Raw genomic sequence first — 24,045 nt, forward strand, 5'->3', positions numbered from 1 at the left:
AAATAACAACGGGGGAACGACTGCAGACACGAGAAAGGTCACGTAGAAGCACTCCACCCATAGGTGACAACCCGAAGGATTCAGCCTCCGTAGCCGATGGTAACAAACACCCCTTTGTTACCACCTCGGCGTTGTCTCCCCTGACCGGCTATCCTGGGAGTGGGTGCTCCTCCTGCCGGCTGCCTGAACAACGCGCCTCTTCTTTGCCCGATAACGGGCTTCCTATAACTACTGACTCACGGTACGAGTGTCAATGGTCGACAGGAAAAAACTCAGTTTAAATCAGATTTTTTAGCATTATCTTCGAACGACGCTGGTAGTTGTACAGCTGTTGCTTGCCCATCGGCAGGGCCGACACATCCACCGGATCGAAGCCGCGTTCCCGGAACCAGTGAATGGAACGGGTGGTCAGGATAAACAGCGCATTCATGCCCCGTTTCTTGGCTTGCTCCTCTACCTTATGCAAGAGCATATCGCCCCGGCTGGAACGGCGGTAATCCGGGTGGATGGCGACACAGGCCATTTCCGCCATGCTTTCTTCCGGGAAAGGATAGAGGGCGGCGCAGCCGATGATGGCGCCGTCTTTTTCGATAATGGTGAACTGGTCGACTTCCATTTCCAGCTGTTCCCGTGAGCGCCGTACCAGTATGCCGTCTTCCTCCAGCGGCCGGATCAGGTCCAGTATGCCACCGATATCGTCGATACGGGCCTGACGGGCCTGCTCGGCACTCTGGCTGACAATTTGGGTGCCGAGCCCGTCCCGGGTAAAGAGTTCCTGGATCAGGGCGCCGTCCTCCCGGTAGCTAACCAGGTGGCTGCGCGGCACGCCACCGCGGCAACTGGCGATGGCCGCCCGCAGGTAGCGCGCGGTGCCTGACATCTCGTCGCCTTCGTTAAGTAGTCGTTGCAGGGCGGCCTCTGCCTGCTCCGGGAACAGCTCGGGCATGGCCACGCCTGACTCGTCCAGTACGCCACGTTGGGAGCAAAAACCGATCAGCTTGTCGGCCTTGAGTTCGATGGCCAGGCGTTTGGCCAGCTCTTCCGAAGACAGGTTGAAGCTCTCGCCGGTCACCGAAAAACCAATGGGGGAGATCAGCACGGTACCGCCATGGGACAACTGGTGGTGGATGGTATCGGTGTGGATACGACGTACCCGGCCGGAATGCAGGTAATCCACGCCGTCATCGACGCCGAGGGGCTGGGCGATAACAAAATTGCCGGTGACCACGTTGATGCGGGCATTCTGCATCGGGGTATTGACCAGCCCCATGGACAGCCGGGCCATGATATCCATCTGCAGCCCGCCGCAGACATCCTTGATGATGCGGAAGCTGGCTTCATCCGTCACCCGTGTTTGTTTGTGAAATACCCCTTCCAGGCCGGCTTCGGCCAGGCCGTTGTCAATCTGCGGGCGGGCGCCGAACACGATGACCAGGCGGATCCCCAGGCTGGTGAGCAAGGCGATATCACTGATGATATTGGGAAAGTTTTCCTGGGCGATGGCTTCGCCACCCAACATGACCACAAAGGTTGAGCCCCGATGCAGATTGACATAGGGACTGGATTGACGAAATGCCTTGACCAAAGCAGCATCGTTGTCGCGCACGGGTTTTCCTTCACTGGAGACTGGACAGGTGCTAATGATCGTGAAAAATCATGCAAAAAACAACATTAAATATTTAGTTTTTTGGCAGGGGGTCGGTTGCTGTTTGCTGGCGGTATTGCCATGTATGACTCAGTTTGATGGGTTTTTTTGAAAATCTGGCTGGTCGCGGAGGTGTAATTTTATATTCACTTTCGAGCCGGCATGCCGGGGCATGGATGCGCTGTGGCCGGCCGGGGTGAACTGCAAAAATGGGATGGGTGCCCAAGAAACGAAAATTTATTTATTTTGCTTTATGTTACTATTTTTTTGTCGGGATCCGCGCGGGATCCCGGACCGAAAATAACTATAGCTAAAACAACAAAAGCGAGAAAAAACAATGCAAAGGAAACTGTGCCTGGCTGGGTTAGCGGGGCTTGCGGCACTGGCGAGCGGGCCAGTGCTGGCGGCCGAGGGGCGGCTGGATCTGACCGGCTCGGCGGTGGGTATATTCGCGGTATTTATCTTTGTACTGGCGTATATCCTGGTGATGAGCGAAGAATATCTGCATCTGCGCAAGTCCAAGCCGGTGCTGGTGGCGGCCGGTATCATCTGGGCCGCCATCGGCTGGACCTACATCAACCATGATATTCCGGGGCTGACGGAAGAAGCCTTCCGCCACAACCTGCTGGAGTATGCCGAGTTATTGCTGTTCCTGCTGGTGGCCATGACCTATATCAACGCCATGGAAGAGCGGCGGTTGTTTGATGCGTTGCGGGCCTGGATGGTGCGCAAAGGCTTCAGCTACAAGAGCCTGTTCTGGCTGACCGGCCTGTTGGCCTTCTTTATCTCCCCGATTGCCGATAACCTGACCACGGCCCTGCTGATGTGTGCCGTGGTGGTCAAGGTCGCCGAAGGCGACAAACGCTTTATCAACCTTTGCTGTATCAATATCGTGATCGCGGCCAACGCCGGCGGTGCCTTCAGCCCGTTCGGCGATATTACCACCCTGATGGTCTGGCAGGCGGGCATCGTCAAGTTTAACGAATTTTTTATCCTGCTAATCCCGGCGCTGGTGAACTACCTGGTGCCGGCCATTGTGATGAGCCTGTATGTGGAAAACCGCCATCCCGCGGCCATGTACGAGGATGTCGAGCTCAAGCGCGGCGCCATCCGTATCGTTCTGTTGTTCCTGCTGACCATTGCCTCTGCCGTTGCCTGCCACAGCCTGCTGCACCTGCCGCCGGTGCTGGGCATGATGACCGGCCTGGGTTACCTGCAATTCTTTGGTTACTACCTGCGCCAGACCCTGCCCAGTTCCCTGTCGCGCAAGCGTGTCCTTGCCCAGAAGCGGGGTGACGACGAAGCCCTCCGGCGCCTGGGCAGTGTGGTGCCCTTCGATGTGTTCAGCCGGATTGCCCGGGCCGAGTGGGATACCCTGCTGTTCTTTTACGGGGTGGTAATGTGTGTCGGTGGTCTGGGCTTCATGGGCTACCTGGCACTGGTCTCGGATTTGCTCTATACAGGGTGGAATGCCACCTATGCCAACATAGCGCTGGGCCTGTTGTCGGCAGTGGTGGATAACATTCCGGTGATGTTTGCGGTGCTGTCCATGGAGCCGGATATGTCTCATGGCAACTGGTTGCTGATCACCCTGACTGCGGGGGTGGGCGGCAGCCTGCTTTCTGTCGGTTCGGCCGCCGGGGTAGCGTTGATGGGCCAGGCCCGGGGCATGTATACCTTTTTCGGCCACCTGAAATGGGCTCCGGTGATACTACTGGGCTATATTGCCAGCATCCTGGTGCATCTCTGGCTGAATGCCGACAGCTTTCAGGTTTACGGTTAGGTTAGGGGGCATATGCCGCTCTTAGGCTTTACCGTGGGAGCGCCTCCCACCATGGCCCCGAGTTCGGGGTTCCCGCCACCGGCTTAACGTGTTACCACCAGAGGGTGGTGATGCCGAGCATGATAAACAGACCGGCGCTGAGGCCATGTATCCATTTAAGCGGGATCCTCTCGGCGCCTTTTTTGCCGATGATCACCACGGGGACATTGGCCAGCAGCATGCCCAGGGTGGTGCCGATAATCACCCACCAGTAGCCATCGACGAAGCGGGCGGCCAGCAGAACGGTTGCCAGTTGGGTCTTGTCGCCCATTTCAGCGAGGAAGAAGAGTACGAAGGTGGTGAGCAAGGGGCCTAGGCGGCGGAAGCTGCCGGTTTCTTCTGCCAGCTTGTCGGGAATCAGCATCCAGACCGCCATGATAAAAAAAGAGGCAGCCAGCAGGGCGCGCAGCCAGTCGGGGTCCAGCCAGTGTTGGAGCCAGGCACCGACCCAGCCGGCCATAGCATGATTGATCAGGGTGGCCAGCAGTATGCCGGTGATAATGGGTACAGGACGTCGGAAACGACAGCTGAGCAGCAGGGCCAGTAGCTGGGTTTTGTCACCGATTTCAGCGATGGCGACGGCCAGGGTTGAGGTGGATAAAGCTTCCAAAACGATACCAAAGGGGACAGGATTATATTCAACCATTGAGCAGGCCATGCCGCCCGTCCCCGGTATCGACATCAGCCTGTCAAAGGTCTCGTCAAACCCGTTTGGGTCACAGCCACCATGGTGATTTTGCACCAATTATGTTGATGACTGTCTCAATGAGAGACTACTCCCCCTTGTGCAGGAAGGGGAATTCTAGCGGGGGATAAAAGAAAATCAAGTGGTGGCGTTAGCCATAATGTTTGTCGGTTAAGCGTAAAACGGGATTAATTCGCTTTCCGCCGACACGCCGTAAACCCATCCCTGGGGGCTCTGCTGCGCCGTCCATGGCGCAGAAGGTCGGCTTGAAAGCCAACCAGTCCCGTTAACTGACCGGCATTACGGCGTCAGCCGCCCACTTTTTTCACCTGGAAACCGGCGTTTTCCAGCAGGTTTTTCACCTGCTCCAGGCGGTCGCCTTGGATCTCCACCACACCCTGCTTGATGGCCCCACCGGTACCTAGCTGCTTTTTCAGCAGGCTGGCGGTGTCTTTGAGCCGGTCGGCGGGCAGGCCGTAGATGCATACCACCCCGGCGCCTTTCCGCCCCTTGGTTTCCCGCCTAATACGCAGGATACCGTCGTCGGGGTAAGGGCTCGCATGCGTGGTATGGGATGAGGCTCCCTGTCCGGATTGCCAGTCGGGGTCCGTACTGTATACCAGTTTTGTCATCAGCGGCTCTCTATAATCAATTGCAGTAACTCGCCTTCCAACAGGGCTCGTTTGACCAGGGCCAGGCCACCTATGGTCTGTTCATCCTGGAAGTGGGCTTTCACGATGGGCAGGTCTTGGTGGAAGCTGGGCAGAGACTGGTGCGCGATGGCCCTGCCGATCAAGGGGAACAACAGGCTGTCGGCGGCGCACAGTTCCCCGGCGAGCAGGATTTTCTGAGGATTGAACAGGTTTACCATGATGGCCAGGGCCTGGCCCAGATACTCGGCGGCCCGCTCCAGCACATCTCTGGCGAGTCGATCGCCGTCGAGCGCCGCCTGGCACAGGTTGGCCATGGTCAGCGGCTGATTCTTCAGCCGGCTGTCGAATCCCTGCTCAAGCATGCGTCCGGCTTGCTTGAGCAGGGCGGCATCAGCCACCATGGTTTCGAGGCATCCGAAATTGCCACAATGACAGCGGTCGCCCAGGGCATCGACGCGAATATGGCCTATTTCCGCCACGTCCCTTCCCAGGCTGCGGAAGATGCGACCTTCGGTGATGATGCCGGCACCGACCCCATGACGCACGCTGATCAGCACCGAGTCCAGGCAATCCCGGGAGGCGCCGAAATAATGCTCGGCCAGAGCCTGGGTACGGACATCATTGCCGATGAATACCGGCAGTCCCAGGGCTTCCTTAAGCAGCCGGGCCAGGGGCACGTCGGCCAGGGGAAAGCTGGGGTGATAAATCACCTGGCCATGCACGGCGTCGGTCAGCCCCGGCATGGTGAGGGCGATAGCGACCAGCGTCAGCTCCCGCCGCTGCCCATCGATGAAATCGCTGATATGCGCAATCAGGCTATCGAGCAGGGCGGTCCGGTCCTGGTGGGGAAAGTCATGGATCTGCCGGGCCAGCACCTGGCCGTCCAGGCTGTACAGACAGAGCTGTAATTCTTCCCGACCGAGCTTCACCGATACCAGATGAAAGGCATGGGTCACAGTGGTCAGGGAGATGGCGCGGCGGCCGCCGGTGGAGGCCTGATGGGCCATTTCCCGAATCAGGCCGCATTCGATCAGGGTGCGGGTGATCTTGGTGACGCTGGCGGCCGCCAGGTGGCTGAGTTCGGCGATCTTCACCCGGGAGATGGGGCCCTGGCTGTCGATCAGCCGATAGACGGCCGCACAGTTGACTTGCTTGATAAGGTCGACGTTGGCTATTTGTCCACGGGTCATTTATGGCTGCGCTTTGTAGGTTCCGTTTACCAGAGTGGCGCCGACCTTATAGTCCCGATCAAACGCCACCAGATTGGCCACCTTGCCCACCGCGATAGAGCCGAGTCTGTGCTCGACACCCAGGGCGCGGGCAGGATAGAGGCTGGCCATACGCAGCGCCTCGTCCAGGGAAAGGCCGACATCCACCACCAGGTTTCTGACGCCGGTCATCATGGTCAGCGCTGAGCCGCCGAGTGTACCATGCCGATCGACGCATTGCCCGTCTCTCAGATAGACGGTGGCGCCGCAGAAGTCGAACTGGCTGAAGCCGGGGCCGGCCCCGGCGGCGGCTGTGGCGTCGGTCACCAGGCACAGCCGTTCGCCCAGTACCTTGTGGGCCAGGCGTACGTTGGCGTAATGCACATGGAAGCCGTCGACCACTATGCCCGCATACACATGGGGATGATCGTAGACGGCGCCGACAGCGCCCGGCTCCCGGCCGTTGAGGGTCGGGGTCATGGCGTTATACAGGTGAGTGGCAAAGCCCACACCGGCGTCGAAGCCGGCCATGGCCTGTTGATAGCTGGCGGCGGTATGGCCCATGGACACCAGGATGCCGGCCGCCCGCAGACGAGTGATATGCTCCGGTAGATTGCACTCCGGTGCCAGTGTGATTTTTTTTATCACATCGGCATTGGCGCAGAGGAATGCCAGCATGGGCTCATCAAGGGCTCGGATCAGTTGTTCCGGGTGAATGCCTTTGCGTTGGACATTGGTGTAGGGACCTTCCAGGTGCAGTCCCAGCACCTGGTTCCGATGACGACTCATGTAGTCCCGGGTTACGCTGACCGCTTGTTGCATATCCTGATCCGGCGAGGTGATCAGGGTTGGCAGGAAGCTGGTGGTGCCTGATTTGAGGTTGGCCTGATGCATGGTGGAGAGGGTATCCAGGCTGATTGCATCATTAAACATCACGCCGCCACAGCCGTTGAGCTGTAGATCGATAAAACCGGCACTGAGCAGGGCCCCTGCCAGGGAGCGGCGCGGCGTGCTGGTGTCTAGCCTATCCTGAGGCAGGACAGCGGCAATGGTTTCACCCTCGATTAACAGGGCATGTTGTGGCAGCCACTGACTGCCGTCAAACAGGGTGCAATCGGTTAAGGCAAACATACAACCTCTTATAAATGTTTGATATTTTCCGCTTCCAGCTCTTCGAAGTAACGCACTGTCTTGACTTTCAGCTCCATGGTCGCGGCCTGATCACAGACCATCAGGCTGCGGGGATGCAACTGCAGCGCCGATATGGTCCACATATGGTTGACGCCGCCTTCTACCGCCGCCTGCAAGGCCAGGGCCTTGTTGTGGCCGGTGACCAGGATCAACACTTCTTCCGCGTCCAGCAGGGTACCGACCCCTACCGTCAGCGCCATGCGCGGTACCTGGTTTGGATCGTTGTCGAAAAAACGGGAATTGGCGAGTCGGGTGTCTTCGGTCAGGGTTTTTATCCGGGTACGAGAGGATAGGGAAGAGGCGGGCTCATTGAAAGCAATATGACCATCGCTCCCCACGCCGCCCATAAACAGGTGAATTTTACCATACTGTCTGATCTTGTTTTCGTAGCGGGCGCATTCGGCAACCAGATCGGGGGCATTGCCATCCAGCATATTGATGTTGGCGGAGTCGATATCGATATGCTCAAAAAAATGTTGATGCATAAAGCGATGGTAGCTCTGGGGGTGCGTTTTGGCCAAACCCACGTATTCGTCCATATTGAAGGTGACCACATGGCGGAAGCTGAGTTCACCGGCCCGGTGCAGTTCGACCAGTCGCCGATAGGTGGCCAATGGCGTGCTGCCGGTCGGCAGGCCCAGCACAAAGGGCTTGTCCCGGGTGGGGGCGAAGGCATTGATGCGGTCGGCGATATAGCGTGCCGACCAGAGGCTGACATCGGCGGCGGTGGGCTGGGGGATAAGACGCATGGTAATCCTCGGTATGGTTAGTAATCATATTTTACATGGTAAATTAAGTGGCGCTTTGGTGTCATCATAAATGATATTAAAGGGGGTGGTAAGGAGATCCATATCACACATTACGCTAACTTAATTTGCGATGAGAAGTAAACTGGGTAGACTGGCTACAGCCATGAAGGCGACAACACACTTATGCACCTAGGTGGATAACAACTTAAGGAGATCTACCGTGAACCTGCTGGGTTATTTACAGAAATTGGGCAAGGCCCTGATGCTGCCCATCGCCACACTGCCGGTGGCGGCCTTGCTGCTGCGTTTGGGACAACCGGACTTGTTGGGCATTCCCTTTATTGCCGAGGCGGGTGGCGCCATCTTCAGCCAGTTGCCATTGCTATTTGGTCTGGGCATTGCTGTCGGCCTGTCCAAGGATAATGCCGGGGCGGCGGCCCTGGCCGGCGCCGTAGGCTATTTTGTGCTGACCGGGGCGGCGAAGACTATCAACAATGAGATAGATATGTCGTTTTTTGGCGGTATTATCGCCGGTATCATTGCCGGTCATTGTTATAACCGCTTCCATATGACCAAGCTACCAGATTATCTGGCTTTCTTCAGCGGTAAGCGGCTGGTGCCGATCATGACCGGACTGGTGGCCCTGCTGGCGGCATTTATTGCCGGTTTTGTCTGGCCTGTTATTCAGCATGGTATCGACAGCTTTGGCCTGGCGGTATCCACATCGGGGGGGCTGGGCCAGTTTTTTTACGGGCTACTGAACCGGGGCTTGATCCCCGTGGGCCTGCATCATGTGGTGAACTCCATTTTCTGGTTCGGTCTGGGAGAGTGTCTGAAGGTAACCTATGAGGTGGCCGGCAGCGTGCAGAATATCTGTCTGGATCCGGCCCTGGTGAGTAACCTGACGGTCGGTGGCGCCGTACCCGGTGTCGACGGTGGCGCTATTACCCAGATCGCGTCTGAGGTGACCAGGGGTGACCTGCATCGCTTCTTTGCCGGTGATCCGACCGCGGGTGTGTTTATGGCCGGTTTCTTCCCGGTGATGATGTTCGGCCTGCCTGCCGGAGCGCTGGCGATGATCCTGGCGGCCCCCAAAGACAGGCGGGCTCAGGCTGCAGGCCTGCTGGTCTCCGTTGCCGTGACCTCGTTCCTGACCGGTATTACCGAGCCCCTGGAATTTACCTTTATGTTCCTGGCTCCCTTGCTGTACGGTATTCACGCTGTGTTGACCGGCCTGTCTCTGGTGGTGGTGAACCTGTTTGGTATCCTGCATGGTTTCGGTTTCTCCGCCGGCCTGTTCGATCTGGTGCTGAACTGGGGCCTGGCCACCCGTCCCTGGGTACTGCTCAGCATCGGCCTGGTGGTGGGGGCTGTGTACTTTGTGGCCTTCTACTTTGCCATCAAGCTGTTCAACCTGAAAACCCCGGGCCGTGAGGGTGACGAGGCCAAGCCCGCCTTTGCAGGAGGGCGCAAAGAAGTCGGCTCCGATAAATCGGAACTGGCCCGTCAATATCTGGATGCCCTGGGCGGCAGTGAAAATCTCACCGATATCGATGCCTGTATTACCCGCCTGCGGCTGACCCTGAAAGACAGGACCCTGGCCGATGAAGCCCGGCTGAAAGCCCTGGGCGCCAAAGGGATAGTGAAGCTGGGAGACAACAACCTGCAGGTGATCCTGGGCCCCCTGGCCGAAATCATTGCCACCGAAATGAAGTCCTTGCCGCCAAAGGCATAAGCGCCGGTGGCAAAAGCCTCAACCAGAGGAGCCGGGCATCAGGCCCGGCTTCCCCTCTAACCAGCGTCATCATTCATTCACAGTCACATTTCCGCCAGGCTCATCCTGTATTTAATGCCAAGCCGGTGAAAACCAAAGCCGGAACTCATCAATCGAGTCTTGTCGTCTCTGTAAAATACCAATCTGGTATATCTTTTGCTCAGTCAACGGAGGTCATGGGGCTGACTGTCACTACAAAAAAAAACCTTGTCATGGACGCGCTTTTGACCTGAGTGGACTCAAAAGGTTATACACAGCCGAGGGGGTCCTTGTTACTGCTGGGTTTGCGTCACTTATCCACCATTTCTGTGGATAAGCTTGTGGATTAGCTAGATAAAACCGGTGCAAAGCCAGGTGTGGCAAGCCTTCCGGAAAAAAAGGTAAAATATTCGCCAAATAAAAAGATCAATTAAATCAAATGCTTAAATATTTCAAGTGTCAAGAGAGGCGGTGACGTATGGGCAGCCAAAGGGGGATCAGCAGCGAAAGCTAAGGCTGTGGGTTTTTATCGGGAAAGGATCTGATTGCGGTGGATAAATCAAGTACTACGGAGCAAAAATTGGCTCCCCCTGCTGGACTTGAACCAGCGACATACGGATTAACAGTCCGCCGTTCTACCGACTGAACTAAGGGGGAATCTCGTAAAGAGGCTGCGCATGGTACGCACCGGGCGCCGGTGGGTCAAGGGAAATATCCCGTTAGTTTGGTGGAATAGCGGCAAAGCCAAGTTTTTACTTAAATTCTTCCCTGTTCAGGGGGTAAACTGGCCTGAGTATGTAATGGAGAATGGTGATGAGTAAAGCATTCCAGCTGGTCAGCCAGTATCAACCGGGCGGCGATCAGCCCAAGGCCATAGCTCAGCTGTTGGAGGGCATCGACGCCGGCCTGGCCCATCAGACCCTGCTGGGGGTGACCGGCTCGGGCAAGACCTTCACCATGGCCAATGTTATTGCCACCCTGGGGCGGCCCACCATGATACTGGCGCCCAACAAGACGCTGGCGGCCCAGCTGTACGGCGAGATGAAGGAGTTCTTCCCGCACAATGCGGTGGAATACTTTGTGTCCTACTATGACTACTACCAGCCGGAAGCCTATGTACCCAGCACCGATACCTTTATCGAGAAAGACGCTTCCATCAATGACTATATAGAGCAGATGCGGCTGTCGGCCACCAAGGCGCTGATGGAGCGCCGGGATGTGGTGATCGTGGCCTCGGTATCGGCGATCTACGGCCTGGGCGATCCCCAGTCCTACCTGAGCATGATGCTGCACCTGCGAACCGGCGACCACCTGAACCAGCGGGATATGCTGCGGCGGCTGGCGGAGCTGCAATACAGCCGCAACGATGCGGCCTTCCAGCGGGGTACCTTCCGGGTACGCGGTGAGGTGATCGATATCTTCCCCGCCGAATCCGACAACGAGGCGGTTCGGGTGGAGCTGTTCGATGACGAAATCGAGCGCATCAGCCTGTTCGATCCGCTCACCGGGGCGGTCAGCAAGCAGCTGGCGCGCTGCACCATCTATCCCAAGACCCATTACGTCACCCCGCGGGAAACCCTGCTCTCGGCGATGGAGCTGATCAAGACCGAACTGCAGGCGCGCAAGCAGCAGTTACTGGCGGCCAACAAGCTGCTGGAAGAACAGCGCATCAGCCAGCGCACCCAGTTCGATCTGGAGATGATCCAGGAACTGGGCTACTGCTCGGGCATCGAAAACTACTCCCGTTACCTGTCGGGGCGGGGGGAGGGGGAGCCGCCGCCCACCCTGTTCGATTACCTGCCCGGCGACGGCCTGCTGATTATCGACGAGTCCCATGTCACCGTCCCCCAGATAGGCGGCATGTACAAGGGCGACCGTTCGCGCAAGGAAACCCTGGTGGAATACGGCTTCCGGCTGCCTTCGGCGCTCGACAACCGTCCCCTGCGCTTCGAGGAATTCGAGGCGCTGATGCCGCAAACCGTGTTTGTATCGGCCACACCCGGCCCCTATGAGCTGGACAAGTCCGGAGACCAGGTGGCCGAGCAGGTGGTGCGGCCCACCGGGCTGCTGGATCCCGAGCTGGAGGTACGGCCGGTGGCTACCCAGGTGGACGACCTGCTGTCTGAGGCCCGGCTCCGCGCCGAACGGGACGAGCGGGTGCTGGTCACCACCCTGACCAAGCGCATGGCGGAAGATCTTACCGAGTACCTGATTGAACACGGCCTGCGGGTACGCTATCTGCATTCGGACATCGATACCCTGGAGCGGATGGAGATCATCCGCGACCTGCGCCTGGGGATGTTCGATGTGCTGGTGGGCATCAACTTGCTGCGTGAGGGCCTGGATATGCCGGAGGTGTCGTTGGTGGCGATCCTGGATGCCGACAAAGAGGGCTTCCTGCGCTCCGAGCGCTCGCTGATCCAGACCATAGGCCGGGCGGCTCGTAACCTGAGCGGTAAGGCCATCCTCTATGCGGATCGCATCACCCGCTCGATGGCCGCCGCCATCAATGAGACCGAGCGCCGTCGCGAGCTGCAGCATGCCTTCAACCAGCAGCACGGCATTGAGCCCCAGGGACTCAACAAGCGGGTCAGCGATGTGATGGACCTGGACGGCACCCGTCGGGTGGGGTCGAAGCGGGCCAAGGACAAGCCCCTGGCGCCGACGCACCTGCCGACACCCAAGGAGCTAACCCAGCAGATTGCCCAGCTGGAAAAGGAGATGATCAATCATGCCCAAAACCTGGAATTCGAACAGGCGGCTGTGGCGCGTGATCGCATCCACACACTGCGCGAGCAGCTTATTCGCAGCTGAGGGGAAGGATCTGGCAGTATCAGGCCCGGCTTTCTGTGTTAATGCGCTTCAAATCCCCGGGGAGTAAGCAAGGGCGCAGCTGGTAGGCCGGGATGGGGAGCGAATCCCAGCCTACAGCCTTCGGGACCTGGCTGTTACTGGCCTGCCTGGGGGAACTGATAGGCCTGGGTGCCCCACAGCGGCACGGTCGACATGGAATGCTTGTAGCTGCCGCTGGTCTCCTTGGTGCTGTAGGCGATATACAGCAGCGTCTGGCTCCGGTCGTCAAAGATGCGTCTTATTTTCAGGCTTTTCAGGAAGATGCTCTTGGACTTCTTGAACACGATATCGCCGCTTTTCGAGCGGTCTATGGTGTCGATCATGGCTTTGGTGATTTCACCGGTCTGGCGGCAGCTGATCGACATGTCCGAGGGATCTGCCAGATCCAGATCTGCCACTATGTTCGACATATGGCAGGTCACCCCTGGTACGTCCGGATCGGTCAGCACCTCTATCTTGATATCCTTGGTGGTGAACAGCCCCAGGGACACGTCACCCACCTCATTGTTGTCACAACCCAGCAACAGGGCAGACAGGCAGACCAGGGTGGCCGTTTTTTTGAACATATCAGCGTCCTTATCAAAAATGAATATCGCGCCCTCTGGTTGAATTACAGCCAGCCCTTGCGCTTGAAGAAGAAATAGGTGCCGCAGGCGGACATCAGCATCAGCACCAGCGACATGGGGTAGCCGTATTTGAAGCCCAGCTCCGGCAGTATCTCGAAGTTCATGCCGTAGATGCTGGCGATCAGGGTCGGCGGCAGGAACACCACGGCGGCGACCGAGAAGATCTTGATCACCTTGCTTTGCTCCAGGCTGGTAAAGCCCATGGCGGCCTCCAGCTGGAAGTTGATCTTGTCAAACAGGAACTGGGTATGGGGCAACAGGGATTCGATGTCGTAGAGCATTTCATCAATCCATTTGCGCTGCTCGTCACTGGCGCTCTGACGTAGGGAGCGCCTCAGGAAACGCAGCGCCCGCCGGGTATCGTACAGGGCCAGCCGGATATGGCCGTTGCCGTCTTCCTGCATCATCAGATCCGACATTGTCTTGTGCAGATCATCGACCTGCAGCACTTCCTTGGCGGTGCCCTCCAGGGTCTTGTAGCCATCTTCGATCAGATCCGAGATATATTCGATCTTGTGCTGGAAGATTTCCAGCAGCAGGTCGGCGGCGTCTTCCACCTCCAGCCGCTCCTGGCGCATATAGTGGCGCAGCAGGCGCATCAGCCCCAGATCGTCTTCCCGAAAACTGATCAGCAGCTCCTTGCGCAGGGTAAACAGCACATTGATGCCGTCTATATGCTTGCCGAGGCGCTGGGGAAACAGCGAGTGGATATGCAGGCCGTCCTTGTCGCGATAGAAGCGGGCCGAGGCCTCGATATCGTCCAGTTCATCCAGTTCGGGCGCTTCTTCCTCGAACAGGCGGCTCATCCACTGCTGCTCCTGTTCGTCGGGCTTGTGAATATCCAGCCACAGGGTGTGTTCGGGCAGGGCGTCTGCTACCGTCAGCGGCTGTATTTCGAAGGTTTTACCTTTTAACAGATAGGCGGTGATCATCACGGGTTCCCATCACTTTGTTTAGCCGCAATCATATAGTGACCGACGCCGGCTGTCAGGTTATCGACTATTTATGGTTGTTTTTTAATGACATGGCGACAAGTTAGACGGTTTTTTAATCAACCGACTTGCCTTTCAGCAGTTTGCGTATCCAGTGACGGTTGGGGGCCAGGTCGGCCAGCAGCTCCCGGGACAGGGGATAGGGCTCGTCCAGCAGCTGGGCGGTCAGCACCTCGGCCAGCAGGGGGGCGGAACAGAGCCCCCGAGATCCCAGCCCCGACAATACATAGAGCCCCGGTACATCGTCGGCCAGCGGAGCCAGCTGCTCCGGCCTCTGATGCAGCCCCTGGTAGTCGGCGAGCTGCGCCTCCCTGTTGGCGGCGGCGCCCACCAGCGGCAGGTGATCCCGGCAGGCGGCGCGAATGCCGACCCGGCCGGCACCGGTATCCGGGGTCAGGCCCTGTAGCACGGGCAGGGTAGCGGTCAGCCTGTCCAGGTTTTGCTGTTCTTCAGCCGGGCGGTAGTCCAGGCTGGTCTGGTTGCGGCCGTAGCTGGCGCCGATACAGTGCCGGCCCTGCCAGGACGGGGTCAGGTAGCCTTCATAGCAGACCACCGTTCTGAGTGCGTCCAGGGGGGGCTGGCTGGGTTGATGGTTGACCTGTCCCCTGACCGGATATAGGGCCAGTTCCCGGGTCTGCGGCCACTGGGTCAGCTGGTGGCCGCTGGCCAGTACCAGGTTATCGGCCCGGTATTGTCCTTGGGTTGTGTCCACCACGAAACCGGTACCGGCCGCCTCGAAGCCGGTGACCCGGGTATGGTAATGGCAGTCGAGCAGCCCGGTCTGTTCGGCGGCACCGATAAAGGCCCGGGTCAGCTCGGCAGGGCAGACCCAGCCGCCGAGGGGGTAGTTGACGCCAGGCAGCGCCACCTCCAGGCCGGTTTCCCGGCTTACGGCGTCGGCATCCAGCTCCTTGACCAGTTCGGCAGGGAAGCCCCCGGCCAGCAGCTTGTCGATTTTGGCGGCGCTCTTGGGATCGTGAGCAAGCTGCACCACGCCACACCAGTCGTGGGCGAAGCCTGCCTGGTCGGTCAGCATGGACAGGGCCCGACGACCATAGAGGAAGGCCTGCAGATAAAACCGGCTCAGGCTGTCATGGTTGCCGTTCAATAACGGATAGATGGCACCCTGATGATTACCCGAAGCCCCATTGGCGGGAGCGGCCTGTTCAACCAGGGTGACCCGGTGACCGCGGCGGGTCAGGGCATGGGCCAGCGCCGCGCCGGCAATGCCGGCGCCGACGATCAGGGTACTGTCACCCTGGCCCGGACGGCGCCAGTACCAGGGCGCGGCATAGGGCTGGCGTTGGTCTACCCGGCGATGGCCGGCCAGCATGTCCCGCTTGCGGCCGAACCCCTTGACCTTGGCCATTTCGAAGCCGGCGGCCAGCAGGCCGCGGCGTACAAAACCGGCCGACGTGAAGGTGGCCAGGGTAGAGCGGGGCCGCGCCAGCCGGGCCAGCTGGTCGAACAGCGTAGGGGTCCACATATCGGGGTTCTTGCTGGGGGCGAAGCCGTCCAGATACCAGGCATCCACCTTGCCGGCGAGGCCCGCTTCCATCTGGGGGAGCAGCTCGGCAACGTCGCCCAGCCACAGGTCCAGGCTGGTGTCTTCATCCAGCCACAGTCGGTGGCAGCCGGATACCGGCAGGGGATAGGCTGACACCAGCCGCTGACTGAGCTCGGCCAATTCGGGCCAGTGGGACAGGGCCTTTTTCAGATCCGCCCTGCTCAGGGGAAACTTTTCCACACTGATGAAATGCAATCTTTTGGTATTACCATTAGCATGGTCCCGGCGATAGTGGCGAAAGGCCTGCCAGGTGGCGAGAAAATTCAGGCCGGTGCCGAATCCGGTTTCGGCAACCACGAACTGGGCCCGGTCATGGTCGATAAAACGTGCGGGCAGTCCGTTCTGGCCGAGAAAAACATAGCGTGTTTCCGCCAGACCATTATCATTGGAAAAGTAGACATCATCGAATGCTTCGGCCACTGGTGTGCCTTGTTCATTCCAGTCAAGGCTTGCAGTTGTAACAATGTGGGGGGACACTGAACCTCCAGGGCCGTTAAATCGGTCATTTTATGTGAGAGCAGACCAGTTTGACCAGGCTTTATGGTTAGAATTGGCGCCAAATTGATATTACGGGACAGATACATGAGAAGAGCAGTCATTACCGGGATCGGTGTGGTTTCCAGCATAGGTAACAATAAGGAAGAGGTCCTGGCTTCCCTGAAAGCAGGCCGCTCCGGTATCACCTATTCCCAACAGTTTGCCGACTACAAGCTGCGCAGTCAGGTATGGGGCAACATCAAGATGGATCCGGCGGAGCATATCGACCGCAAGGTGATGCGCTTTATGGGTGATGCAGCCGCTTTCGCCTATCTCTCCATGCAGCAGGCGATTGAAGATGCCGGCCTGGACGAGAGCATGGTGTCCAATGAGCGCACCGGCCTGGTGGTTGGCTCGGGCGGTGCTTCCTCCAAAAACCAGATCGAAGCCTGCGACATACTACGGGAAAAAGGCGTGCGTCGGGTTGGTCCCTACATGGTGCCGAGAACCATGTCGTCCACCACCTCCGCCTGTCTGGCCACGCCCTTCAAGATCAAGGGTGTTAACTACACCATCAGCTCCGCCTGTGCCACTTCCGCCCACTGTATCGGCAACGCCCTGGAACAAATCCAGCTCGGCAAGCAGGACATAGTGTTTGCCGGCGGTGGTGAAGAGGTGGACTGGACCCTGGCACTGCAATTTGATGCGATGGGCGCCCTGTCCAGCAAGTACAATGACACCCCCGAGCAGGCTTCCCGTACCTATGATGCGGGCCGTGATGGTTTTGTCATCTCCGGCGGCGGCGGCATAGTGGTGGTTGAAGAGCTGGAGCACGCGCTCAAGCGCGGTGCCCATATCTATGCCGAAATCACCGGTTACGGCGCTACCTCCGACGGTTACGACATGGTCGCTCCCTCGGGCGAAGGCGCGGTACGCTGCATGAAGCAGGCCATGGCCACAGCCCCGCAGGAAGTGCAGTATATTAATACCCACGGCACCTCCACCCCGGTGGGCGATGTCAAGGAGCTGGAAGCCATTCACAGCCTGTTTGGCGACAAGGCCCCCTATATCTCCGCCACCAAGGCCATGACCGGTCATGCCCTGGGCGCCGCCGGTGTGCACGAAGCTGTGTATTCCCTGCTGATGCTGGAGCACGGCTTTATCGCCCCCAGCATTAACATTACCGAGCTGGACGAGAAGGCCAAGGGTCTGCCGATCGTCACCGAGTGCAAGGAGGTGGAGCTGGATACCGTGATGTCCAATAGCTTCGGCTTTGGCGGTACCAATGCCAGCCTGGTGTTGAGCAAATACAAGGGCTGATATAGGTCCGGGTAATGGTCATTGATAAAGAAGGGCGCCTCGGCGCCCTTCTTTGATTCTCAGGGGCAGAATCCTGCCTTATCTGTCGGCTCTGTTGAGCCAGGTAATAAAGCCGCCGGCGCCGAGGGTGCCGAAGCCGAAGCCGAGCAAGGCGCTGGCCAGGATATCGGCAGGCCAGTGCAGGCCGAGCAGCAAGCGGGAGTAGCAGACGGCGATGGCCCAGGCAGCCAGGGTGGCGACCAGCCAGCGCGTGCGTTGCCGCCAGCTCAGCAACAGGCAGAAAAAGCTGGCCAGGGTCATGGCGGCGATGGCGTGCCCCGAGGGAAACGAATAGTTGACTTCCTCGCCCCAGTGCAGCTTGAGCCAGCCCGGGATCTGCCGTTCCGGTACCTGGCTCAGGCCCTGTCGTAACAGTTGTTCCCGCACGCTTTCCCGGTTGGCATAGAAGCTGTCGGCATTCGGCAAGCGGCCCTGCTCGACCAGCCAGAGCACATAGGGTCTGGGTTCCTTGAAATAGAGTTTGGCCAGGGTCTTGGTGACGAAGGCGCCGCCCAGGGCGATAAACAGGCACAGGAAAAATACCAGCAACTGATGGGGTGTCCGGTGCCAGCGGAACAGGGTCAGCAAGCTTAATAGCAGCAGGGTGAGCAGGATGCCGGCCTTGCCCACGGTCAGGGTTACGGCATAGGCCCACAGGGCAGGCGCCTTGTCCAGATCGAGCAGCGGAAACCAGCTCCAGTGCCAGTGATACCCCAGGCTGGCCACCGCCACCGGTAACACCAGGATCAGGAACAACAGGCCAAACTTTTTCGACAACATGTTCAGACTCGCATGACAAGGGGCTGGTGAGTCTAGCAAATCCCGATCCCGATGGCAGCTGAAGCCGGTGGCGAGACGGGTTACAATGCAGTCCATTGACCCAAGGGAGACAGAGATGAAGCTGCTGGCCGATGAAAATATGCCCTATGTACATGAGTTATTTGACGAGTGGAGTCAGGTGACAACCTGCCCAGGGCGCAACATGAGCCCGGAGCAGGTGGCTGAGGCCGAGGTGTTGCTGGTGCGTTCCATCACCCAGGTGGATCAAGCCCTGCTAGCCCAGGCCCGGGGGCTGAGCTTTGTCGGCACCGCGACCATCGGCTGTGATCATATCGACACCCGTTATCTGGCCGAGCGGGATATCACCTTCGCCAGCGCCCCCGGCTGTAACAAGGTCGCGGTCGGTGACTATCTGCTGGCGGCCCTGCTAAAGGTAGCCGAGCACAAGGGCTGGCAGCTGTCGGCAAAGCGGCTGGCGGTGGTGGGGGCCGGCAATACCGGCTCCGAAGTGGCGGGGCGAGCCCGTGCCCTGGGGATGGAAGTGCTGCTCTGCGATCCGCCCCGGGCAGCGCGGGAAGGCGGCGACTTTGTCGGCCTGGAACAGGCGCTGGCCGCTGATATCGTCAGCTTCCATGTGCCCCTGATCCATGAGGGAGAGCACCCCACCTGGCACCTGTTGGATCGGGAACGCATTGAGGGGTTAAATTCCGAGCAGGTGTTGGTCAATGCCTGTCGTGGTGATGTGTGGGACAACCGGGCCTTGCTCGACCGGCAGCAAGGCCCTTCGCCGCTGACCCTGGTGATGGATGTCTGGGAGCATGAGCCGGCGCTGCTGGCCGAGCTGGTGCCCCATACCCTGATTGCCACGCCCCATATTGCCGGTTACAGTCTGGAAGGCAAGGCCAGGGGCACCTTCGCCCTGTTTCAGGCCCTGTGTCAACAGCGGGGCAGGGCGGTGACCTCGGGGTTCGAGCATTTACTGCCGCCGCCGCCGGTGGCCCAGCTGGCCCTGGGCCAGGTGCCGGATCAGGCCATGCTCGGTCGTCTGGTGCGTCTGGTGTATGATATCGGCGCCGATGACCACCGGTTTCGGGCGGCCCTGGGCAAGCCGGATTTTTTCGACCGCTTGCGTAAAACCTACCCGGAGCGCAGGGAGCTGGGCTCACTGACCCTGACATACCCGGATCAAGGCGTCCAGAGACGGCTGGCCGGGCTGGGCTTCAATACCTGAAGGCAGAGGGAGCAATAACCTGATGATACCTAGCAGACGATGGTCTTCTGTTGTCGGCCTGGCCTTGTACCTGTCCTGGGTACCGGGCACCGGCGCCCAGACACTGACCCTCGGGCCGGAGAGGGCGGTTGCCGGCGGGGAAACGGCCGTGGCTACGAGTGCTAGCCGCTATGGCCCCGTCGGCCGTCGAGATAACCTGTGGACCATTGCCGAACGGTATACCCGCCCCCCGGCCAGTGTTCATCAAACGGTGGTGGCCATCTACCATCTTAACCCCCAGGCTTTTCTGAACGGTGATATCCATCGCTTGCTCCGGGATGCCTACCTTGTGCTGCCCGGCCAACAGCAGGTGCTGTCCCGTTCGCCCCGGGCCGCGGAAGCCGAGTATCGCCGGCTGAGCCTGGGGCAGCCCAGTCTATCCAGGCCGGCCACCGCTACCCTGGTGCCTGCCGCCGTACCCGAGGAGGCGACGGTCGGGGGGCAGCCGCAAGAGGTGTCTGCCGGCAGCCAGCGGCAGGACGAGGTGCAGAGTCGGCTGCTGGACGAGCTGCGTGAACAGCTGACGCTCTCCAATGCCCAGCTGACCGAACTGAACCAGTTCAACCGGCAGCTGCGGCAGCATGTCAGCGCGCTCAGCGACGAGGTGCAGGAGCTAAAGGTGACCCGGGAGGCGCCACCGGCGAGCGAGCCCGGCTGGTCGGTAGTCCTTGCCGATAACAAGCCGTATCTGTTACTGGTGTCGTTGCTGATCCTGCTGCTGTTGTTCAAGCGGTGGGGCAGGCAGCAACCGGCTGCGGCGCAGCCGGCGGCCATGCAGGGAGAGCCTCGGATGGGCGCAGGCCAGGACCGCTTGACGATTCGGCTCCCGCCGACGGCGCCAACGAGTCACCCCGAGGAGCTGAGCAGAACCGCGGAGGCGCCTGTCAGCCTCGGCCTTAATCTGGTGGACACGTCCAGCCGCTATGTTCCGAGCCTGGACGACCCACGGCCGGCCCCCAGCGCTCATCCCGATGCCGAGCGAACGGCAGCCACGGAGGATATTTCGGCACCGGTGTCCGAAGCGGTACCTGAGCCGGTTATGGCAACCAGGGGCAAGGCGGCGCCTGCAGGCCTCGCCGACAAGGAGGTGGAGTTCAGGCTGGAGGTAGGGCTCGACGAATATGCCGCCGTGCTTGGACACCAGGAGGTGGACGTGGATCAGGATGAAGGGGGGATAGGCGCCAAGCTGGATCTGGCTCGGGCCTATATCGAAATCGGTGAACAGGGTGGTGCACGAACCCTGTTGAAACAGGCGCTCAAACGCGGCACTGCCGAGCAGCAGCAGGAGGCGAAAAAACTGTTGCAGCGCCTGTAAAAAACCGGCTTAACAGGTATAATTGCCGCCATTTTTTGACCTTGGAATCGATTATGCGAATCGCCCTGGGAATAGAGTATGACGGCAGCCGCTATTACGGCTGGCAGCGTCAACGGGAAGTACCCAGTGTCCAGGAAGAGGTGGAAAAAGCCCTCTCTAAGATTGCCGATCATCCGGTGGAGGTGCAGTGCGCCGGCCGTACCGATGCCGGTGTCCATGGCACTGGTCAGGTGGTGCACTTCGATACCCATGCCAGCCGCCAGCCGGGCGCCTGGACCCTGGGGATGAATGCCAACCTGCCGGCCGGTATTGCCGTGCGGTGGGTCAAGGCGGTCGACGACGATTTTCATGCCCGTTTCAGTGCCACCGCCCGGCGTTACCGCTATATTATCTTCAATCATAAGATGCGGCCGGCCATCCACGGCCATGGGGTCAGCCATTATCCCCAGCCGATCGACGCGGAAAAGATGCACCATGCGGGCCAATGCCTGCTGGGAGAGCGGGACTTCAGCGCCTTCCGGGCGGTACAATGCCAGTCCAAGAGCCCCAACCGCAATGTGATGCACCTGAACGTCAAGCGTTACGGCGAGTACGTGGTGCTGGATATCAAGGCCAATGCCTTCCTGCATCATATGGTGCGTAATATTACCGGTACCCTGCTGGAAGTGGGCATGGGTAATGCCGAGGCGGGCTGGGTACAGGAAGTGCTGGAGGGGCGGGATCGCAACCTGGCGGGGGTCACCGCCAAGGCCGGCGGCCTGTACCTGGTGTCGGTCGATTACCCCACGCATTTCGGCTTGCCGGAAACAGTACCGGGCCCCTTGTGGCTGCCTGACTATTTATAGACAAGGCGTGCGGGTAGCTGGGCCCCGCACCGCCAGTTTTTTATCAACCTGAACGCAGTTCTGTGGTTTAATGCGGACCATGCAGCCGCTGGACGACAATGCCAGACTGCGCGATAAATTTGCATAAACGCTAAGGATTTCCATGAGTTGGCTAGAGAAGATTCTTCCCAAAAATAAAAATATCGGTGTCCGTCGTCACAATATTCCGGAAGGAGTATGGAGCAAATGCAGCAGCTGTGAACAGGTGCTGTACCGGGCCGAGCTGGATCGCAACCTGGAAGTCTGTCCCAAGTGTGATCACCATATGCGCATCAGCGCCCGTGTACGCCTCGACAAGTTCCTCGACAGCGACGGACGGGAAGAGCTGGGTGCCGAGCTGGAGCCCCAGGACGTGCTCAAGTTCAAGGACTCCAAGAAATACAAGGACAGGATCAGTGCGGCCCAGAAGAGCAGCAACGAAAAAGACGCCATGGTGGTGCAGAAGGGCAGCCTCAAGGGCCTGCCGGTCGTGGCATGTGCCTTCGAATTTTCCTTTATGGGCGGTTCCATGGCGTCCGTGGTCGGCGCCCGTTTTGTCAAGGCGGTCGACGCCTGTATTGCCGAGAATCGCGCCCTGATCTGTTTCTCTGCTTCGGGGGGCGCGCGCATGCAGGAAGCCCTGTTTTCGCTGATGCAGATGGCCAAGACCAGCGCAGCCCTCAACCGTCTGTCGGCCGCGGGCCTGCCGTTTATCTCTGTACTGACCGATCCCACCATGGGTGGGGTATCCGCGAGCCTGGCAATGCTGGGTGATATCAACGTGGGTGAGCCCAAGGCGTTGATCGGTTTCGCCGGTCCCCGGGTTATCGAGCAGACGGTACGCGAGAAGCTGCCGGAAGGCTTCCAGCGCAGCGAGTTCCTGCTGGAGCATGGCGCCATCGACATGATCATCGATCGTCGTGAGATGCGTGATCGCCTCGCCGGCCTGATCGGCAAGTTGATGAACCTGGAACCGGTCGTAGCCTGATGAGCACGACAGCTGCGGTTTCTCCGGAGCGGTCCCTGACCGACTGGCTGGCCTATCTGGAAGGCCTGAACATGGCTCATATCGAGTTGGGCCTGAGCCGGATGGAAGCGGTCGCCGGGCGCATGGGCCTGCTCAGCCTGCCGAGCCATGTGATCACGGTCGCCGGTACCAATGGCAAGGGCTCAACCTGTGCCCTGATGGAGGCCATATTGCAGGCCTCGGGGCACAGTGTCGGAGTATACTCCTCGCCCCATTTGATCGATTTTCGGGAGCGGGTGCGTATTAACGGTCAGTTTCCCGCCGCCGAGCGTTTCTGCACGGCCTTCACCGAGGTGGAGGCCGCGCGGGGCGATATCGCCCTGACCTATTTCGAGTTTGCGACCCTGGCTGCACTCTGGTTGTTCCGCGATGCGGCACCCGAGGTGGTATTGCTCGAAGTGGGCCTGGGCGGTCGGCTCGATGCCACCAATGTGGTGGCGTCGGAGCAGACGGTGGTGACCACCATAGCGCTGGATCATACCGATTGGCTGGGTACGGATCGGGAAGCCATCGGCCGGGAAAAGGCCGGTATTTTCCGGCCCGGAAAGACGGCCGTCTGTGGTGAGCTGGATCCGCCCCTGAGCTTGCTGAATCATGCTCGTGCCCTGGGTACGCCCCTGCAGCGGGTGGGCGTCGACTTCCAGTTTCGCCAGGAGGGAACCCGCTGGGCTTTCGAGGGACAGGGATTGACGCTGTCGGACCTGCCGTTACCCAATCTGCCGCTGATGAATGCGGCTACCGCCCTGGCCAGCCTGGCCTGTTCGCCATTTGTCCCTGGTCGGCAGGCGGTGGTCGATGGGCTGACCCAGGCTCGGCTGATCGGACGTTTCCAGCAGCTGAATCCGCAGCTGTGGGTCGATGTGGCCCATAACCCGGAATCGGCCGGCTATCTGGCGTCCCGGCTGGCCACGCTGGGGGCCAAAGGCCGTATCCTGGCGTTGGTGGGCATGCTCAAGGACAAGGATATTGCCGCGACCCTGGCACCCATGCAGCCGGTGGTGGATGAGTGGTACTTGGCGAGTCTGGCTGGCCCCAGGGGATTGAGCGCCGAGGGGCTGGCGCAGCATGTACGGGGCCGGTGTTTTGACTCGGTGAATGCGGCCCTGGCCGCGGCCGAAGCCGATTGCGGCGAGCAGGATATCGTGATCGCCTTCGGCTCGTTTTTCACCGTGGCAGATGTGTTGGCCAACAAAATAACCGGGTAGGAACT

19 protein-coding genes, 1 tRNA gene and 2 riboswitches are annotated in these 24,045 nt (G+C 59.5%); of the genes, 9 read left to right on the forward strand and 11 right to left on the reverse strand.

The features are described 5' to 3' along the window. Positions 1-38: 38 nt before the first annotated feature. Positions 39-209, reverse strand: a riboswitch (Lysine riboswitch). Positions 210-277: 68 nt separating this feature from the next. Next, complete coding sequence (argA, locus tag DCS96_RS02945) at positions 278-1,606, reverse strand: amino-acid N-acetyltransferase (protein ID WP_116472857.1); 1,329 nt, start codon at positions 1,604-1,606, stop codon at positions 278-280. 376 nt (positions 1,607-1,982) lie between these two features. On the opposite strand from argA, the gene nhaD reads away from it, so the two are divergent. After that, the gene (gene nhaD, locus DCS96_RS02950) at positions 1,983-3,428 is read left to right on the forward strand and encodes a sodium:proton antiporter NhaD (protein ID WP_116472858.1); all 1,446 of its coding nucleotides are present in this window, start codon (positions 1,983-1,985) and stop codon (positions 3,426-3,428) included. A gap of 91 nt (positions 3,429-3,519) precedes the next feature. Here nhaD and DCS96_RS02955 read toward each other — a convergent pair whose 3' ends face one another. The 5 genes from DCS96_RS02955 to nagB form a co-directional block, all read right to left on the reverse strand. Then, positions 3,520-4,077 carry a TMEM165/GDT1 family protein gene (locus DCS96_RS02955; RefSeq protein ID WP_116474507.1) on the reverse strand — a complete coding sequence of 186 codons (558 nt, stop codon included), beginning with the start codon at positions 4,075-4,077 and terminating at the stop codon, positions 3,520-3,522. 3 nt (positions 4,078-4,080) lie between these two features. Continuing rightward, positions 4,081-4,261: riboswitch (yybP-ykoY riboswitch) on the reverse strand. Between the two features lie 199 nt (positions 4,262-4,460). Then, positions 4,461-4,784: a translation initiation factor gene (locus DCS96_RS02960; RefSeq protein ID WP_116472859.1), complete on the reverse strand. Its 324-nt coding sequence runs from the start codon at positions 4,782-4,784 to the stop codon at positions 4,461-4,463. After that, entirely contained in the window at positions 4,784-5,995 is a 1,212-nt protein-coding gene (locus tag DCS96_RS02965) for an ROK family transcriptional regulator (RefSeq protein WP_116472860.1), read from the reverse strand. Before DCS96_RS02965 ends, DCS96_RS02960 begins: the two co-directional genes overlap by 1 nt. After that, entirely contained in the window at positions 5,996-7,144 is a 1,149-nt protein-coding gene (nagA, locus tag DCS96_RS02970) for an N-acetylglucosamine-6-phosphate deacetylase (RefSeq protein WP_116472861.1), read from the reverse strand. 8 nt (positions 7,145-7,152) lie between these two features. Next, the gene (nagB, locus tag DCS96_RS02975; RefSeq protein WP_116472862.1) at positions 7,153-7,953 is read right to left on the reverse strand and encodes a glucosamine-6-phosphate deaminase; all 801 of its coding nucleotides are present in this window, start codon (positions 7,951-7,953) and stop codon (positions 7,153-7,155) included. A 220-nt stretch (positions 7,954-8,173) separates the two neighbouring features. Between nagB and nagE the strand changes: the two genes are divergently transcribed. Further along, positions 8,174-9,688 (forward strand): N-acetylglucosamine-specific PTS transporter subunit IIBC, encoded by a 1,515-nt coding sequence (nagE, locus tag DCS96_RS02980; RefSeq protein WP_116472863.1) that lies wholly within the window; start codon positions 8,174-8,176, stop codon positions 9,686-9,688. A 599-nt stretch (positions 9,689-10,287) separates the two neighbouring features. On the opposite strand, the gene DCS96_RS02985 is transcribed toward nagE, so the two are convergent. Continuing rightward, positions 10,288-10,363, reverse strand: a tRNA-Asn gene (locus DCS96_RS02985). A gap of 156 nt (positions 10,364-10,519) precedes the next feature. Between DCS96_RS02985 and uvrB the strand changes: the two genes are divergently transcribed. After that, the gene (uvrB, locus tag DCS96_RS02990; RefSeq protein WP_116472864.1) at positions 10,520-12,520 is read left to right on the forward strand and encodes an excinuclease ABC subunit UvrB; all 2,001 of its coding nucleotides are present in this window, start codon (positions 10,520-10,522) and stop codon (positions 12,518-12,520) included. Between the two features lie 134 nt (positions 12,521-12,654). Here uvrB and DCS96_RS02995 read toward each other — a convergent pair whose 3' ends face one another. The 3 genes from DCS96_RS02995 to mnmC all read right to left on the reverse strand — a co-directional run bounded on the left by DCS96_RS02995 (position 12,655) and on the right by mnmC (position 16,221). After that, the gene (locus DCS96_RS02995) at positions 12,655-13,125 is read right to left on the reverse strand and encodes a CreA family protein (protein WP_116472865.1); all 471 of its coding nucleotides are present in this window, start codon (positions 13,123-13,125) and stop codon (positions 12,655-12,657) included. Between the two features lie 44 nt (positions 13,126-13,169). Beyond that, on the reverse strand, positions 13,170-14,117 hold the full coding sequence (gene corA / locus DCS96_RS03000) for a magnesium/cobalt transporter CorA (protein WP_116472866.1): 948 nt from the start codon (positions 14,115-14,117) through the stop codon (positions 13,170-13,172). Between the two features lie 115 nt (positions 14,118-14,232). Further along, complete coding sequence (gene mnmC, locus DCS96_RS03005; protein ID WP_116472867.1) at positions 14,233-16,221, reverse strand: bifunctional tRNA (5-methylaminomethyl-2-thiouridine)(34)-methyltransferase MnmD/FAD-dependent 5-carboxymethylaminomethyl-2-thiouridine(34) oxidoreductase MnmC; 1,989 nt, start codon at positions 16,219-16,221, stop codon at positions 14,233-14,235. Positions 16,222-16,326: 105 nt separating this feature from the next. Between mnmC and fabB the strand changes: the two genes are divergently transcribed. Beyond that, positions 16,327-17,541: a beta-ketoacyl-ACP synthase I gene (gene fabB, locus DCS96_RS03010; RefSeq protein WP_116472868.1), complete on the forward strand. Its 1,215-nt coding sequence runs from the start codon at positions 16,327-16,329 to the stop codon at positions 17,539-17,541. Between the two features lie 78 nt (positions 17,542-17,619). Here the strand turns inward: fabB and DCS96_RS03015 are convergent, their stop codons facing one another. Next, entirely contained in the window at positions 17,620-18,360 is a 741-nt protein-coding gene (locus DCS96_RS03015; RefSeq protein WP_116472869.1) for a phosphatase PAP2 family protein, read from the reverse strand. A gap of 115 nt (positions 18,361-18,475) precedes the next feature. Here DCS96_RS03015 and DCS96_RS03020 point away from each other — a divergent pair, with 115 nt between their 5' ends. The 5 genes from DCS96_RS03020 to folC all read left to right on the forward strand — a co-directional run bounded on the left by DCS96_RS03020 (position 18,476) and on the right by folC (position 24,040). After that, entirely contained in the window at positions 18,476-19,591 is a 1,116-nt protein-coding gene (locus DCS96_RS03020) for a 4-phosphoerythronate dehydrogenase (RefSeq protein ID WP_116472870.1), read from the forward strand. 22 nt (positions 19,592-19,613) lie between these two features. Further along, positions 19,614-20,945, forward strand: a complete 1,332-nt coding sequence (locus DCS96_RS03025) for a FimV/HubP family polar landmark protein (protein ID WP_116472871.1) — start codon at positions 19,614-19,616, stop codon at positions 20,943-20,945. Positions 20,946-20,998: 53 nt separating this feature from the next. After that, positions 20,999-21,790 (forward strand): tRNA pseudouridine(38-40) synthase TruA, encoded by a 792-nt coding sequence (gene truA / locus DCS96_RS03030; protein WP_116472872.1) that lies wholly within the window; start codon positions 20,999-21,001, stop codon positions 21,788-21,790. A 142-nt stretch (positions 21,791-21,932) separates the two neighbouring features. Further along, complete coding sequence (accD, locus tag DCS96_RS03035; RefSeq protein WP_116472873.1) at positions 21,933-22,796, forward strand: acetyl-CoA carboxylase, carboxyltransferase subunit beta; 864 nt, start codon at positions 21,933-21,935, stop codon at positions 22,794-22,796. Next, positions 22,796-24,040 carry a bifunctional tetrahydrofolate synthase/dihydrofolate synthase gene (gene folC, locus DCS96_RS03040; protein WP_116472874.1) on the forward strand — a complete coding sequence of 415 codons (1,245 nt, stop codon included), beginning with the start codon at positions 22,796-22,798 and terminating at the stop codon, positions 24,038-24,040. Before accD ends, folC begins: the two co-directional genes overlap by 1 nt. Positions 24,041-24,045 lie beyond the last annotated feature (5 nt).

The sequence above is a fragment of the Zobellella maritima genome (genome assembly GCF_003075035.1).
In the GTDB taxonomy this organism is placed as follows: Bacteria; Pseudomonadota; Gammaproteobacteria; order Enterobacterales; family Aeromonadaceae; genus Oceanimonas; species Oceanimonas maritima.

Excerpts from the sequence above, each read along its gene's own strand:
- nhaD (WP_116472858.1), top strand. The coding sequence starts at position 1,983 with ATGCAAAGGAAACTGTGCCTGGCTGGGTTAGCGGGGCTTGCGGCACTG.
- DCS96_RS02960 (WP_116472859.1), bottom strand. The coding sequence starts at position 4,784 with ATGACAAAACTGGTATACAGTACGGACCCCGACTGGCAATCCGGACAG.
- DCS96_RS02965 (WP_116472860.1), bottom strand. The coding sequence starts at position 5,995 with ATGACCCGTGGACAAATAGCCAACGTCGACCTTATCAAGCAAGTCAAC.
- nagA (WP_116472861.1), bottom strand. The coding sequence starts at position 7,144 with ATGTTTGCCTTAACCGATTGCACCCTGTTTGACGGCAGTCAGTGGCTG.
- nagB (WP_116472862.1), bottom strand. The coding sequence starts at position 7,953 with ATGCGTCTTATCCCCCAGCCCACCGCCGCCGATGTCAGCCTCTGGTCG.
- uvrB (WP_116472864.1), top strand. The coding sequence starts at position 10,520 with ATGAGTAAAGCATTCCAGCTGGTCAGCCAGTATCAACCGGGCGGCGAT.
- DCS96_RS02995 (WP_116472865.1), bottom strand. The coding sequence starts at position 13,125 with ATGTTCAAAAAAACGGCCACCCTGGTCTGCCTGTCTGCCCTGTTGCTG.
- corA (WP_116472866.1), bottom strand. The coding sequence starts at position 14,117 with ATGATCACCGCCTATCTGTTAAAAGGTAAAACCTTCGAAATACAGCCG.
- fabB (WP_116472868.1), top strand. The coding sequence starts at position 16,327 with ATGAGAAGAGCAGTCATTACCGGGATCGGTGTGGTTTCCAGCATAGGT.
- DCS96_RS03015 (WP_116472869.1), bottom strand. The coding sequence starts at position 18,360 with ATGTTGTCGAAAAAGTTTGGCCTGTTGTTCCTGATCCTGGTGTTACCG.
- DCS96_RS03020 (WP_116472870.1), top strand. The coding sequence starts at position 18,476 with ATGAAGCTGCTGGCCGATGAAAATATGCCCTATGTACATGAGTTATTT.
- DCS96_RS03025 (WP_116472871.1), top strand. The coding sequence starts at position 19,614 with ATGATACCTAGCAGACGATGGTCTTCTGTTGTCGGCCTGGCCTTGTAC.
- truA (WP_116472872.1), top strand. The coding sequence starts at position 20,999 with ATGCGAATCGCCCTGGGAATAGAGTATGACGGCAGCCGCTATTACGGC.
- accD (WP_116472873.1), top strand. The coding sequence starts at position 21,933 with ATGAGTTGGCTAGAGAAGATTCTTCCCAAAAATAAAAATATCGGTGTC.
- folC (WP_116472874.1), top strand. The coding sequence starts at position 22,796 with ATGAGCACGACAGCTGCGGTTTCTCCGGAGCGGTCCCTGACCGACTGG.